Here is a 14,464-nt window from a genome sequence, read left to right on the forward strand (position 1 = left end):
TGATGCCAGAAACCCTGCCAGGGGGTGTCGCCACGGCGATGCCCTCGAACTTGCGACGACGCGCCCGTGGTGTCTTCGCAGGTCGCGGCGGCGCGTGGGTGATCAGTTTGTCCATACTGGTCTCGCTCCTGTCGCTGTTACCGATTGCCTTCGTGCTCGGTGTGTCGATCCAGACAGGCTGGGCGGCCATCGTGCCGCTGGTCTTTCGACCTCGGGTCGCTGAATTACTGTTCAACACCGTGCTGCTGGTGCTGATCACTATTCCTTTATGCATCATGCTGGGCCTGGCGCTGGCCTGGTTGACAGAACGCACCAACCTGCCGGGTCGACGCGGGTGGTCGCTGCTGGCGACGGCGCCGCTGGCCGTACCGGCGTTCGTACACAGCTATGCGTGGGTGAGCCTGGTGCCACCGATACATGGGCTGTTTGCCGGCGTCCTGGTCTCGGTCATCGCCTACTTCCCGTTCCTGTACCTGCCAATCGCCGCCACCTTGCGCCGGCTCGACCCGGCCATCGAAGACGTCGCCGAATCGCTGGGGCTCAAGCCCTGGGCGGTGTTCTTTCGTGTGGTGCTGCCGCAACTGCGTCTGGCCATTTGTGGCGGAGCGTTGTTGGTGGGCCTGCACTTGCTGGCCGAATATGGCCTGTACGCGATGATTCGCTTCGACACCTTCACCACCGCGATCTTCGACCAGTTCAAATCCACCTTCAACGGCCCGGCCGCCAACATGCTGGCCAGTGTGCTGGCCCTGTGTTGCCTGGCGATGCTGACCGCCGAATCCGCCGCTCGCGGAACGGCGCGTTATGCCCGGGTGGGGTCGGGAAGCGCGCGCGCACAGCGGGTTGTGCGCTTGGGTTCGCTAGCCAAAACACTTGGCCTGCTGCTGCAAATCTTCACCTGCACGCTGGCACTGGGTGTGCCGTTGATCACGCTGGGCAAGTGGCTGATGGCGGGCGGCACACAGGTCTGGGAACTGGACGAATTGATGCCGGCACTGCAACAGACATTGCAGCTTGGCGCGGCGGGCGCGGTTCTGACGACCTGCGCTGCGATTCCGATTGCCTGGCTGTCAATTCGCTCGCCGGGACGGTTGCAACGGGTACTGGAAAGTTGCAACTACATCACCAGTTCGTTGCCGGGGATTGTCGTCGCGCTGGCCCTGGTGACCGTCACCATCCACTTTGCGCGGCCGATTTACCAGACCACGATCACCGTGCTGCTGGCGTATTTGCTGATGTTCTTGCCTCGGGCGCTGGTGAGTTTGCGCGCGGGTATTGCCCAGGCGCCGGTAGAGCTGGAAAACATCGCGCGCAGCCTCGGCCGCTCGCCCGGTCGGGCCTTGTGGCTGATCACCTTGCGCCTGGCCGCACCGGGTGCCGCCGCTGGAGCAGCGCTGGTGTTTCTGGCGATTACCAATGAACTCACCGCCACCCTGTTGCTCGCCCCCAATGGGACGCGCACCCTGGCCACCGGTTTCTGGGCCATGACCAGCGAAATCGACTATGCCGCGGCTGCCCCCTATGCGCTGTTGATGATCCTGCTGTCACTTCCGTTGACCGGACTTCTTTATCACCAATCCAAACGAACGGCTGGCCGATGAACGCACTTGAACTGCATGCCATTTCCAAGTCCTATGGCGACCAAAAGGCGCTGGAGAGCATCAACCTGTCGGTGCCCAACGGCAGCCGAACGGTGATTGTCGGCCCGTCCGGTTCAGGCAAAACCACCCTGTTGCGGATGATTGCCGGCTTCGAGTTCCCGGACACGGGCCGTCTTTCAATCAATGGCCAGACACTCGTCGACGACACCCACGAGGTGCCGGCCCATCAGCGCCTGATCGGCTACGTCCCCCAGGACGGTGCCCTGTTCCCGCACATGACCGTGGCCGCCAATATCGGTTTCGGCCTGTCGAAAAAGGGGCACGAAAAAAACGAACGCATCGCTGAACTGATGGACAGTGTGGCGCTGGACAAGAGCATGGCCGACCGATGGCCCCACGAACTCTCCGGCGGCCAGCAGCAACGTGTGGCCCTGGCGCGGGCGTTAGCCCAGCAGCCACGCTTGATGCTGCTCGATGAGCCTTTTTCCGCCCTCGATACCGGTCTTCGAAGCGCCATGCGCAAGATGGTCGCCCGACTGTTGTCCGATGCCGGTGTCACCACCATCCTGGTCACTCATGACCAGAGCGAAGCGTTGTCGTTTGCCGATCAACTGGCCGTGATGCGAGATGGCCGGCTCGTGCAGTCAGGCCACCCGCTGGATCTCTATCGCTACCCCGACGATGAGCAAACCGCGCTGTTTCTCGGGGATGCCGTGGTCATGCCTGCCAGAATCGAAGCCGGCTGGGCCCATTGCGACCTCGGCCGGATACCGGTGAACAACCACCGCAACAACAAATCGGCGCAAATCATGCTGCGCCCCGAGCAACTGCAACTCGTCAGCATCCATCCCAGCCCCGACGAAGTGGCCGGGTGCCGCGCCGTGGTCACCGACCGGGACTTCAGTGGCAATACCTGCACATTAACCGTGGAATTGCAGACCCCGGCCTTGGGGGAACAGTCAGGTCGGTCATTAACGGTACGCAGTTCAGGCATGTACGCGCCGCCTGCCGGCAGCGCGGTGCATGTCTCGACCATCGGCCATGCCCACGTGTTCAGCGAGTCGTAACCGGCCTGTTTTAAAGATCAAAGCGATCCACTGCGCGTCGCCGCTCGTTGTCGTCGCGCACATCGTAATTGGCGGTTGTCTGGATATTGCTGTGATGCGCCAGTTTCTGGGCAATGGACAAATCGTGCTCCTCGATCACGCGAGTGATGAATGAGCGCCGAAAATCATGCGGCATGATCTTCACACCCACCTCGGCACCGCGCTGGCGCGCAATGTAATAGATCGCATGCTTGGTCACGCGCTCGCGGGTGATATGGCTGCCACGCCGGATCCGATTGAACAGAAACGGGTCGTCCACTTCGCCCTCCTTGAGCTGTGAACGACGAAACGCCAGCCAGGCCTCCAGTTTGGTGAAGGCCCAGGCGGGTGCGTACTTGATCAATTGCTTGTTGCCCTTGGCGGTGACCCGCAGGCTGCGCTCGGCAAAATCAACCTGTGACAGGTCCAGGTTCACCGACTCCGACTTGCGCATGCCCGAACCGTACAAAATCCCGATGATCGCTGCGTCCCGCAACCCTTGTGGCCGGGGATCGGCGGCACACACCGCCATCAACTCCTGGATCAGCGTGCGCCGCAAGTTACGCCCCTGGGACAACCGGGTGCCGGCAATCCCTTTGACCGAGCGCATTTTCAGCAGATGCTCCTGACTGATCAGGCTCATACGCCACGCCTCGTTCATCACCCCGCGCACCGCGTTGACGTACAGCGATGATGTATTGGGGGCGTAGCCGTCTTCGCGCAACGCAGCCACTAGCGCAATGACATTTTCCGGCTGCAGCTGATGCCAGGGAATATCCTCGATGTTCACGTCTTCGAAACCCAGGCGATCCGCGGCATCCTGCAAAACATAACGCATAGTCAACTGACTGGAGGGCGCGAGCCGGGCCAGGTACAGGGTCAACGGATTGGTCTTTGTAGCAACAGGATGGGTAACAGGTAAGTCAATCAAACGAAACGGCCTTGTGAAAACGATGCAGTAAAGCAACTAAGGGTTGAAATATCCTTCATCTAAAATGGAGACTTCCGTAGGACTTCCCCTCTAAAAACCGCGATGAACGGCACGAGTCTGAACAGTGCCTGTATGACGCTCAGATAAACGATTTGCCGACCGGGTTTTCATGTTCCTTTCACGAAAATGCGCATACCCTCAACGAGTCGCGACTGTCCCTCACAGGGCTCCAACGTGCCGACCGGAACAGAAAAAGTCAATTGATGCGGTTTATCACGCAGTTTCGGTAACTGATTGAAGCAGCTTATTTTTTATCGACTACGCTTGCCTTGGATCCAACACATCCGGTATCAATGTTCGTCCAATTCCAGCCCGAGGTGCCCATGAGTCAGGCGTTTCTCCCCTTCTCCCGCCCGAGTATCGGCGATGAAGAAATTGCAGCCGTAGAGCAAGTATTGCGCTCCGGCTGGATCACTACCGGGCCAAAAAACCAGCAACTGGAAGAGCAATTCGCCAACTATGTTGGCTGCCGGCATGCCGTTGCACTTTCTTCGGCCACCGGTGGCATGCACATCACCTTGCTGGCACTGGGCATTGGTCCGGGCGACGAAGTCATTACCCCGTCCCAGACATGGGTGTCCACCGCCAACATGATCTGCCTGCTGGGCGCCACGCCAGTGTTCGTCGACGTTGACCGCGACACACTGATGAGTGATACCGCCAGCATCGAGGCGGCCATAACCCCGCGCACCAAGGCCATCATTCCGGTGCACTACGCCGGCGCTGCCTTCGATCTCGACCCGCTCTATGCGTTGGCCGACAAACACGGTATCGCCGTCATCGAAGATGCCGCCCACGCCGCCGGCACCTTCTACAGAGGTCGACACGTCGGCTCGACAGGCACGGCCATCTTCTCGTTCCACGCCATCAAGAACATGACCTGCGCCGAGGGTGCGATGTTCGTCACCGACGACGAAGCGCTGGCCAGCCGGGTGCGCATGCTCAAGTTTCATGGCCTCGGCGTCGATGCCTACGACCGCATGACTCACGGCCGCAAACCTCAGGCACAGGTGATGGAGCCGGGTTTCAAATACAACCTGGCCGACATCAATGCCGCCATCGCACTGGTACAGCTGGAGCGCCTGGACGACATCAACGCCAAGCGCACCGAACTGGCGCGCACGTACCTGCAACGCCTGGAAGGCAGCGCCGTGCAGCCGCTGGCGGTGCCGACCTACCCGCAACAACACGCCTGGCACCTGTTCATCCTGCGCATCGATCCCGAGCGCTGCGGGCTGGACCGTGAGGCGTTCATGAAGGGTTTGCAGGAGCAAAACATCGGCACTGGCATCCACTTTATAGCCACGCACCTGCACACGTATTATCGTCAGCGTTTCCCGAACATTTACTTGCCCAACACCGAATGGAACTCGGCGCGGCTATGTTCGATTCCCTTGTTCCCGGACATGACCAACGATGATGTCAATCGTGTGGTCGATGCCATTGAAAACGTTATGGACAGAGCTCAGTGAAACCTTACCCAATCAATTGCGTATCGGTTGTTATCCCGGTCTACAACGAGCAAGACAGCCTGCCCGAGCTGCTTCGGCGTACTGAAGCGGCATGTGAGCAGTTGCACCATGAATACGAAATCGTGTTGGTGGATGACGGCAGCCGCGACGATTCGGCGCAAATTCTTGAGGACGCCGCCAATCGCGAGGGCAGCAAGGTGGTCGCGGTCATTCTCAACCGCAACTACGGCCAGCACGCGGCGATCATGGCGGGCTTCGAGCACTGCAAAGGTGATGTCGTCATCACCCTTGATGCCGACCTGCAAAACCCGCCTGAAGAAATTCCGCGACTGGTGGCCCAGGCCGAACTCGGTTATGACGTGGTCGCCACGGTGCGCAACAACCGTCAGGACTCGGCCCTGCGCCGCTGGCCTTCGAAGCTGATCAACCTCGCCGTCCAGCGCTCGACCGGCGTTGCCATGACCGATTACGGCTGCATGCTGCGTGCCTACCGCCGCACCATCGTCGACGCGATGCTGGCCTGCCGCGAACGCAGCACCTTCATCCCGATCCTGGCCAACAGCTTTGCCCGGCACACCACGGAAATCCTGGTGATGCATGCCGAACGTGAACACGGCGAATCCAAATACAGCCCCATGCGCCTGGTCAACCTGATGTTCGACCTGATCACCTGCATGACCACCACGCCATTGCGCCTGCTGAGCATCATCGGCTTCGCCATGGCCGGTCTGGGTGTGTTGTTTGCCATGACGTTGATCTTCTTGCGCCTGGTGTTTGGCGCTGAATGGGCCGGCGACGGTTCGTTTGTACTGTTTGCCGTACTGTTCGTGTTCACCGGTGGGCAATTCATCGGCATGGGACTGTTGGGCGAGTACCTGGGACGCATGTACAGCGACGTCCGTGCCCGCCCTCGTTTCTTTGTCGAAAAAGTCTTGCGCAGCCAACCCGCCGCGCCCGCCCCCGTTGTCACCGTTGACGGTCTCACTTCCACCTCTTCAGATCAGGTTCTCTCATGAGTGCAAAAGCTGTTGTCTTCGCCTACCACGATATTGGCTGTGCCGGTATCGAATCCCTGCTTGCGTCCGGCATTGAAATTGCCGCCGTGTTTACTCATGCCGATGATCCCAAAGAAAACGCCTTCTACGGTTCCGTTGCCCAGTTGTGTGCGCGAAAAGGCATCCCGGTTCATGCCCCTGAAGACGCCAACCATCCGCTGTGGATCGAGCGCATCGCCAAACTCGACCCTGATTACCTGTTCTCGTTCTACTACCGCAACCTGCTGACCGAACCGCTGCTGGCCACCGCCCGCAAAGGTGCATTCAACCTGCACGGCTCGTTGCTGCCACGCTACCGTGGCCGCGCGCCGGCCAACTGGGTGCTGGTGAACGGTGAGACCGAAACCGGCGTGACCCTGCACCGCATGGTCAAACGTGCCGACGCTGGCGCGATCATCGCCCAGCAACCGGTTGCCATTGAGCGCAGCGATACCGCCCTGACCCTGCACGGCAAGTTGCGCCTGGCCGCCACCGACCTGCTGCGCGACACCCTGCCCGCCTTGCTGCAAGGCAAAGTCACCGAAACGGCCCAGGACGAATCCAAAGCCACGGTGTTTGGTCGCCGCACACCTGCCGATGGCAAGCTGTTCTGGAAAAAGCCGGCAGAAGAACTGTTCAACCTGGTCCGCGCCGTGACCCAACCTTACCCGGGCGCTTTCTGCGACGTGGGCGAGCACAAGCTGATCGTCTGGAATGCTGAAGTCGCCAAGGGCAATGAAGGCCTGGCGCCGGGTCGCGTCATCAGCGTCGACCCTCTGCGCATCGCTTGCGGCGAAGACTCGCTGGTGATCACCGCCGGTCAGCGCAATGACAACGGTCTTTACCTGAGCGGCCCGCAACTGGCCAACGAATTGGGCCTGGTCGACGGCTCCGTACTGCGCGGTGCCGAATCCGGTCGTGCACCACGCCGTACCCGCGTGCTGATCCTCGGCGTCAACGGTTTCATCGGCAATCACTTGTCCGAGCGCCTGCTGCGTGACGACCGCTATGAGGTTTATGGCCTGGACATCGGTTCGGACGCTATCGAGCGCCTGCGCAGCCACCCGAACTTCCACTTCGTCGAAGGCGATATCAGCATTCACTCCGAGTGGATCGAGTATCACATCAAGAAGTGCGACGTGGTCCTGCCGTTGGTGGCGATTGCCACGCCAATTGAATACACGCGCAACCCGCTGCGGGTATTCGAACTGGACTTCGAAGAAAACCTGAAACTGGTTCGCTACTGCGTCAAATACAACAAGCGCGTGATCTTCCCGTCGACCTCGGAAGTCTATGGCATGTGCCAGGACCCGAACTTCGACGAAGACACCTCCAACCTCATCGTCGGCCCGATCAACAAGCAACGCTGGATCTATTCGATCTCCAAGCAATTGCTCGACCGGGTCATCTGGGCCTATGGCCAGAAAGGCCTGAACTTCACCCTGTTCCGTCCATTCAACTGGATGGGTCCACGTCTGGACCGTCTGGACTCGGCACGTATCGGCAGCTCCCGCGCCATTACCCAGCTGATTCTGAACCTGGTGGAAGGCACGCCAATTCGCCTGTTCGATGGCGGCGAGCAAAAGCGCTGCTTCACTGATATTGCCGATGGTGTAGAAGCCCTGGCGCGGATCATCGACAACGATAACGACGCCTGCAACGGTCAAATCATCAACATCGGCAACCCGGAGAACGAAGCCAGCATTCGCCAGTTGGGCGAAGAATTGCTGCGTCAGTTCGAAGCTCACCCGTTGCGCGATAACTTCCCGCCGTTCGCCGGTTTCCGCGACGTAGAAAGCAAAGCCTTCTACGGCACCGGCTACCAGGACGTGTCCCACCGCAAACCAAGCATCGCCAACGCCAAGCGTCTGCTGGACTGGACGCCAACGGTGGAAATGAGCGAGACCATCGGCAACACGCTGGATTTCTTCCTGCGCGAGGCCATGCTCGAAATCGCGGATCACTCTACCGAAAAAGCATGCTAATGCAGGCAGGCCTCCGAATCGATGTCGACACCTACCGAGGCACCCGTGAGGGGGTGCCCCGGCTGCTGGAACTCCTCGATGAGGCGCAAGTCAAGGCGACGTTTTTCTTCAGTGTCGGGCCGGACAACATGGGGCGCCACTTGTGGCGCCTGATCCGCCCGCAGTTCCTCTGGAAAATGCTCCGTTCCAACGCTGCCGGGCTGTACGGCTGGGACATTTTGCTGGCCGGCACCGCCTGGCCAGGCAAACCGATCGGCCGTGACCTGGGGCATTTGATGCGCCAGGCCCAGGCTGCCGGGCATGAAGTCGGCCTGCACGCTTGGGATCACCATGGCTGGCAGGCCAACGCCGGACGCTGGAGCGACGCGCAACTGATCGAACAGATCCGCCGGGGCGTCGACACGCTCAGCGACATTCTTGGGCAAAAGGTCGACTGTTCAGCCGCTGCCGGTTGGCGCGCGGACGAGCGTGTGATCGAAGCCAAAGAGGCGTTCGGCTTTCGCTACAACAGCGATTGTCGCGGGCTGAGCCTGTTTCAGCCGATCCTTGCCGGCGGCGGTTTAGGTGCACCGCAGATACCGGTGGACTTGCCGACCTTCGACGAGGTGGTCGGCCCGACGGTCGCCGCCAATGACTTCAACGCCTTCATTCTTGATCGCTTTACCCCTGAACAACTCAATGTCTACACCATTCATGCAGAAGTAGAAGGGATTCTGATGGCCAACGATTTCCGTCAGCTGCTGGCCGATGCACGCCAGCGTGACATTCATTTCCAGCCTTTGGGCGATCTGCTGCCAGACGCCCTCAACACCTTGCCCACAGGACGTGTGGTACGTGGCGCCCTTGACGGCCGCGAAGGCTGGCTGGGAGTGCAAGGCGCATGAGCAAACGCTGGGCTCTTCCCCTATTGCTGGTCCTTTTCGCCTTGGCGTATCTGCTGCCACTGGGCACCCATGGCTTGTGGATTCCAGACGAAACCCGCTACGCGCAGATCAGTCAGGACATGCTCCTGAGCGGCAATTGGGTATCGCCGCATTTCATGAGCGTGCGCTATTTCGAAAAACCGGCGGCAGGTTACTGGATGATCGCTGCCAGCCAGGCGCTGTTTGGTCAGAACCTGTTTGGCGTTCGGTTTGCCTCGGCCCTGAGCATGGGCCTGAGCGTATTGCTGTGTTTCCTGATCGCCCGCCGACTGTGGAACGACCCGCGCAAGAGTTTTGCCTGCGCATTGCTGTACATGAGTTTCAGCGTCATCGCCGGTCATGCCGGGTATGCCAACCTTGATCCGCAGTTCACCTTTTGGGTCAACCTGAGCGTGGTCGGGTTGTGGTTTGCCCTGGACAGCGTCGGCCGCCAGCGACTTTTCGGCTGGGCGGTACTGGGACTGGCCTGCGGCATGGGTTTCATGACCAAGGGGTTCCTCGCCTGGTTGCTGCCGGTGTTGGTCGCCCTGCCCTACATGATCTGGCAAAAACGCTGGAAGGAACTGCTGATCTACGGCCCGGTTGCGATTGTCGTGGCCATCGCGGTGAGCCTGCCGTGGGCGTTGGCGGTTCACTCGCAGGAGCCCGATTACTGGCGGTTCTTCTTCTGGCACGAGCACATTCGCCGCTTTGCCGGCGACGACGCTCAACATAGCGAGCCGTGGTGGTACTACCTGCCGCTGTTGGTCGCCTTCAGCTTGCCGTGGGTGGCGCTGTTGCCATCGGCGCTGAAACAGGCCTGGCAAACCCGTCGCCAGGCCAGCATCGGCTTCCTGTTGCTGTGGATGGTCATGCCACTGGTGTTCTTCAGCATCAGCAAAGGCAAATTGCCGAGTTACATACTGCCGTGCCTGCTGCCCCTGGCCTTGTTGCTGGGGAACGCGCTGGCTGACCGACTGAAGCTGGAACAGGGTCGGGTGCTGGGGATCAACGGCTTGCTGAACCTGGTGCTGGGTCTGGTCACCCTGATTGCGCTGGTCTACCTGCAACTGAAAAAGCCGCTGTATGACCATGAACTGCACAACCTGGTGCTGGTGTTCATCGGTTTGATCGGCTGGATCATGGCCAACCTGCTGCAAGCCTTCAGGCCGTTGCAATGCTGGGCAGCACCGGCATTCGGCAGTCTGTTGCTGATGGGTTTGATTCCGGCCGGCTTGCCCAATTCGGTGGTCGCCAACAAGACGCCCGACCAATTCATCCTCCATCACATGGATGAGCTGGCGCAGACAAGCAATCTGCTGAGCAACGATCTCGGTGCCGCATCGGCGCTGGCCTGGCGCATGAAGCACCCGGACGTGGCGTTGTACAACACGATAGGCGAACTGAAATATGGTCTTGCCTATCCTGACTCGGTGCACAAACTGGTCAGTGTCGGCCAGGTTGAGCAATGGATGCTCAACGCGCGCCGTAGCGGCTCGGTGGGTGTGGTCATGCGGGTCAAGGGTGAAGGCGAGCTGGAGGAAATCGAACGGCTGCCCAAGGACGGCAAACGCTATGAACAAGGCAACCTCGTTATTCTGATTTTCCCTCAGGTGACACCGTGAGCCTGCTGTTGGTACTGGTGGCGTGCCTGCTGACGTGCCTGGGCCAGATAGCTCAGAAATACGCTGTAGAGAGCTGGCGTGGACAGGCGTCGGGATGGGGCGAAAAACTGCGCTCGCCCTGGTTGTGGCTGGCGCTCGTCGCGCTGGGGTTGGGCTTGCTGGTCTGGCTGTTGGTGTTGCAGCGCCTTGAAGTCGGCATTGCCTACCCGATGCTCAGCCTCAACTTTGTGTTGGTCACGCTGGTTGCCCGTTTTGTCTTCCATGAAACGATCGACCGCCAGCACTGGTTCGGGGTGGCACTGGTGATCGGTGGCGTGGTTTTGCTGGGGCAGCACGCATGAGCCTGCGTCGCGGGATCACCTTCGCCATGGGCAGCGTGCTGCTGGTCAGCGCCGCGCAATTGGGCATGCGCTGGAGCATGACGCGCCTGCCGTCTCCCGAATACCTGTTGTCTTCCAGCATCGACCTGGTCGCGGTGGGAGTCGTGCTGAGCGCGATTGTGGCGTACGCCCTCTCGATGCTCTGCTGGCTGGTCGCCCTGCGTGACGTGCCGCTGGGCCGGGCCTATTCGCTGCTGAGCATCAGCTACGCGCTGGTGTACTTGCTGGCCGCCAGCCTGCCAGTGTTCAACGAATCATTCAGTCTTTCAAAGACCGTCGGGGTGGCTTTGGTCATGCTCGGGGTCATCGTCATTAACTCTCGTTCAGTTCGCGCGCCGGAAATCAGGAGTGCTTCATGAAAATCAGTGTATTTGGTAGTGGTTACGTTGGCCTGGTGCAAGCGGCCGTCCTGGCTGAAGTCGGCCACGACGTGGTCTGCATGGACATTGACGAGAAAAAAGTCGAATTGCTGCAACAAGGCCATGTCAGCATTTTCGAACCGGGGCTGGCCAGCCTGGTGCGCGAAAGCCTGGACGCCAAACGCCTGCAATTCACCTGCGATGAAAAATTCGCCGTGCAACATGGCCAGGTCCTGTTCATTGCGGTGGGTACACCGTCCCGGGACGATGGCTCGGCGGACCTGAGCTACGTGATGTCCGTGGGCGATGCGGTAGCACGACATCGCGAACAGCCGGCGATTCTGGTGGAGAAATCCACGGTGCCGGTGGGCACCGGCGATGCGTTGCGCGCACATATCGATAAATGCCTGGCGAAGATCGGCCGCGTGTTGCAGTTCGATATCGTCTCCAACCCCGAGTTTCTCAAAGAAGGCTCGGCCGTGGCCGACTGCCGGCGCCCGGACCGGATCATCATTGGCTGTGAACGTGACGAAGTCCGCGAAGTCATGCGCGACCTCTACGCACCGTTCAACCGCAACCACGACCGTGTCATGTTCATGGACCTGCGCAGCGCCGAGCTGACCAAATACGCCGCCAACTGCATGCTGGCGACCAAGATCAGCTTCATCAACCAGATCGCCGAGTTGGCCGAGCACTTGGGCGCCGACATCGAATCGGTGCGCCTGGGCATCGGCGCCGACTCGCGTATCGGTTACCACTTCATCTACCCCGGCTGCGGTTATGGCGGTTCGTGTTTCCCCAAAGACATGCGCGCGCTGATTCACAGCGCCCAGGAAGCGCACTGCTCCAGCGACCTGCTGCAAGCGGTGGAAGCCATCAACGAGCGCCAGAAGCACAAGCTGTTCGAACGGATCAAGGCGTTCTACCGCGGTGATCTGCGCGGCAAGACCTTTGCCGTATGGGGCCTGGCGTTCAAACCCAACACCGATGACATGCGCGATGCGCCGAGCCGGGTACTGCTGGAATCGCTGTGGGCTGCGGGCGCCAATGTGCGTGCTTTCGATCCGGAAGCCATGCAGGAAACTCAAAAGCTCTATCCGAATGAATCGAAGCTGATGCTCATGGGCACGCCGGAATCGGTACTGACCGGTGCCGACGCACTGATCGTCTGCACCGAATGGCAACAGTTCAAGGCGCCAGACTTCGACCTGATCCAGCAGCGCCTGAATGCACCGGTGATTTTCGACGGGCGCAATCTGTACGACGCCGAACGTCTTGAACAGTTCGGCTTCAAGTACTTCCCGATGGGGCGTGGCGAATCGCGCAACCTGCCGATTCCGCACCAACAATGGTCCGCTGATTCGGTCGTCGCGTGACCGGATCTTCACCGACCCGACAGCACTCACTGGGCATCGGGTTACTGGCACTGATTCTGTTCAGTGCCGGGGTTTCCCACCAGGCGGCCATCGGTTTCGATTCGCGCTTTGTGCTGTTCGCCCAGGAGATGCTGCGCAACGGGCCGTCATTTTTTCCGACGACCTATGGCCAGCCCTATGCCGATTACTCGGGGCTGTCGACCGTGTTTATCTGGCTGCTTTCCTTGCCTTTCGGGCAGGTCAACAGCCTGAGCGCATGGCTCCCGAGCGCTATCGCCGCAGCGGTCATCGTGACATTGATGTACCGCCTGCTGGCGCCCTATTCCACACGCTGGGCGGTGTTGAGCATCGCCATGATGCTGCAGACCTTCACCTTCATTACCGAAGCCCGGGCCGTGTCCCTGGACTTGATGCTCGCAGCGGTAGCGTTTGCGGTGTTTTATCTGGGCTACGCCGCCGATCATTTTGGCGCGCCGCGTCGATGGGTACTGATCTTTGCCTTGCTGGTGCTGGGTTTCTGGATTCGCGGGCCTATCGGCCTGGTGATTCCCACCGGCGTACTCAGCAGCTATTTCCTGCTCGATCGGCAATGGCGCCGACTGTTTGTCTTTGGTCTGTTGGCATCGGTCCTGCTGGTGGGCTGCATTGGCGTGTTGCTATGGCTGGCGGATGTCAGTGGTGGCCCGGCGTTTTTGCAGGAAGTGATTCGTATGCAGTTCATGGGACGCATGGACGGCACTGAAGGATCCAACGACGCGCTGTATTACTTCACCAGCTCGGTGGGCAACTATGCCCTGGCGTGGCCCTTGGCCGTACTTGTGCTGATTGCCGTCGTGCTGTCACGCCCGAGGGAGGCTGGACCGGCATGGCGCCTGGTGCAGTACTGCGTCGCGGCCGGGTTGATCGTGATGATCGGCCTTTCCGTGCCTCAGGCAAAAAAGGCCCGCTACCTGCTGCCGATGCTGCCCATGGCGGCGATTGTGGCGGCGTACCCGTTTCAGGTCGCTCATGGGCGCTTGTTCCATTGGTTGCGGGGGTTGATCCAGAGTCTTTGGTTGCTGATGCCTGGCCTTCTGATTATTGGCTTGGTTGTCTTGCAGCGAAAATTTCCTGACCAGGTTGCGCATCACCCTTCGCTGTTTGTCGCTCTTGGCTTGCTGCAAGTGGTTGCCCTGGCAGCACTCAAGCGCCCGCAATGGCGAGCGCAGACATTGGCCATTTGCGCCGTTCTGGCATTGTGGTCGTTTTATATCCTGCAGTTCGAGCCTGTCCAGCGACAGCTCTACGACACCCGGACCTTCAGTCGCGAGGTGCTTGAACGGGTGCAGAAGGATCCGGCGCCGCTGGTTATGCACGGCATGGGTAAAGACGCCAAGGCCATCAAGTTCATGGTCAACATCAAACAGGACCTGCATCCGGTTTTCACTGAGTCGCCTCAGGAACTGGAAAGCCTCAAGGGTCCTGCGTGGTTGATGATGGACCTGAACGTCTATAAATCGCTGCAAGGCACTGCATTCGGTGCGTTGCCACCGGTGCTGAGCGGTCGATTCGACAAGAATGATTTTGTGCTGCTGCACTTCGTGCAGTAGTGCGGCAACGCGCCGCGCAAAACACCTTCGTCCCACCGAAAACTCGGAAATCTCCTACATCCTCC

At 60.0% G+C, this 14,464-nt stretch carries 12 protein-coding genes; 11 read left to right on the plus strand and 1 reads right to left on the minus strand.

Annotated elements, in window-relative coordinates; all coding sequences use genetic code 11:
* Positions 1 to 2 precede the first annotated feature (2 nt).
* Together BMS17_RS00555 and BMS17_RS00560 are read left to right on the plus strand one after the other, a co-directional pair.
* Positions 3 to 1,601: an iron ABC transporter permease gene (locus BMS17_RS00555; RefSeq protein ID WP_046027310.1), complete on the plus strand. Its 1,599-nt coding sequence runs from the start codon at positions 3 to 5 to the stop codon at positions 1,599 to 1,601.
* Complete coding sequence (locus BMS17_RS00560; protein ID WP_046027311.1) at positions 1,598 to 2,668, plus strand: ABC transporter ATP-binding protein; 1,071 nt, start codon at positions 1,598 to 1,600, stop codon at positions 2,666 to 2,668. Before BMS17_RS00555 ends, BMS17_RS00560 begins: the two co-directional genes overlap by 4 nt.
* A gap of 10 nt (positions 2,669 to 2,678) precedes the next feature.
* Here BMS17_RS00560 and xerC read toward each other — a convergent pair whose 3' ends face one another.
* A complete protein-coding gene (xerC, locus tag BMS17_RS00565; protein ID WP_046027858.1) occupies positions 2,679 to 3,617 on the minus strand; it encodes a tyrosine recombinase XerC in 939 nt (312 codons plus the stop codon).
* Between the two features lie 383 nt (positions 3,618 to 4,000).
* Between xerC and arnB the strand changes: the two genes are divergently transcribed.
* The 9 genes from arnB to BMS17_RS00610 are packed head-to-tail and all read left to right on the plus strand — an operon-like array spanning position 4,001 to position 14,399.
* Positions 4,001 to 5,149, plus strand: coding sequence for a UDP-4-amino-4-deoxy-L-arabinose aminotransferase (gene arnB, locus BMS17_RS00570; protein WP_077430188.1), 1,149 nt, complete (start codon positions 4,001 to 4,003; stop codon positions 5,147 to 5,149).
* Entirely contained in the window at positions 5,146 to 6,165 is a 1,020-nt protein-coding gene (gene arnC, locus BMS17_RS00575) for an undecaprenyl-phosphate 4-deoxy-4-formamido-L-arabinose transferase (RefSeq protein WP_046027313.1), read from the plus strand. Before arnB ends, arnC begins: the two co-directional genes overlap by 4 nt.
* A complete protein-coding gene (arnA, locus tag BMS17_RS00580) occupies positions 6,162 to 8,168 on the plus strand; it encodes a bifunctional UDP-4-amino-4-deoxy-L-arabinose formyltransferase/UDP-glucuronic acid oxidase ArnA (protein ID WP_046027314.1) in 2,007 nt (668 codons plus the stop codon). The genes arnC and arnA overlap by 4 nt, the downstream gene beginning before the upstream one ends.
* On the plus strand, positions 8,168 to 9,052 hold the full coding sequence (gene arnD, locus BMS17_RS00585) for a 4-deoxy-4-formamido-L-arabinose-phosphoundecaprenol deformylase (protein WP_046027315.1): 885 nt from the start codon (positions 8,168 to 8,170) through the stop codon (positions 9,050 to 9,052). The genes arnA and arnD overlap by 1 nt, the downstream gene beginning before the upstream one ends.
* A complete protein-coding gene (gene arnT / locus BMS17_RS00590) occupies positions 9,049 to 10,695 on the plus strand; it encodes a lipid IV(A) 4-amino-4-deoxy-L-arabinosyltransferase (RefSeq protein ID WP_046027316.1) in 1,647 nt (548 codons plus the stop codon). Before arnD ends, arnT begins: the two co-directional genes overlap by 4 nt.
* Positions 10,692 to 11,036 (plus strand): 4-amino-4-deoxy-L-arabinose-phosphoundecaprenol flippase subunit ArnE, encoded by a 345-nt coding sequence (gene arnE, locus BMS17_RS00595; RefSeq protein WP_046027317.1) that lies wholly within the window; start codon positions 10,692 to 10,694, stop codon positions 11,034 to 11,036. The genes arnT and arnE overlap by 4 nt, the downstream gene beginning before the upstream one ends.
* Positions 11,033 to 11,434 (plus strand): 4-amino-4-deoxy-L-arabinose-phosphoundecaprenol flippase subunit ArnF, encoded by a 402-nt coding sequence (gene arnF, locus BMS17_RS00600; protein ID WP_077430189.1) that lies wholly within the window; start codon positions 11,033 to 11,035, stop codon positions 11,432 to 11,434. The genes arnE and arnF overlap by 4 nt, the downstream gene beginning before the upstream one ends.
* On the plus strand, positions 11,431 to 12,810 hold the full coding sequence (locus BMS17_RS00605) for a UDP-glucose/GDP-mannose dehydrogenase family protein (RefSeq protein WP_077430190.1): 1,380 nt from the start codon (positions 11,431 to 11,433) through the stop codon (positions 12,808 to 12,810). The genes arnF and BMS17_RS00605 overlap by 4 nt, the downstream gene beginning before the upstream one ends.
* Positions 12,807 to 14,399 (plus strand): glycosyltransferase family 39 protein, encoded by a 1,593-nt coding sequence (locus tag BMS17_RS00610; protein ID WP_175648940.1) that lies wholly within the window; start codon positions 12,807 to 12,809, stop codon positions 14,397 to 14,399. Before BMS17_RS00605 ends, BMS17_RS00610 begins: the two co-directional genes overlap by 4 nt.
* Positions 14,400 to 14,464: the final 65 nt, after the last annotated feature.

The sequence above is a fragment of the Pseudomonas sp. C9 genome (assembly GCF_002000165.1).
Classification (GTDB): Bacteria; Pseudomonadota; Gammaproteobacteria; order Pseudomonadales; family Pseudomonadaceae; genus Aquipseudomonas.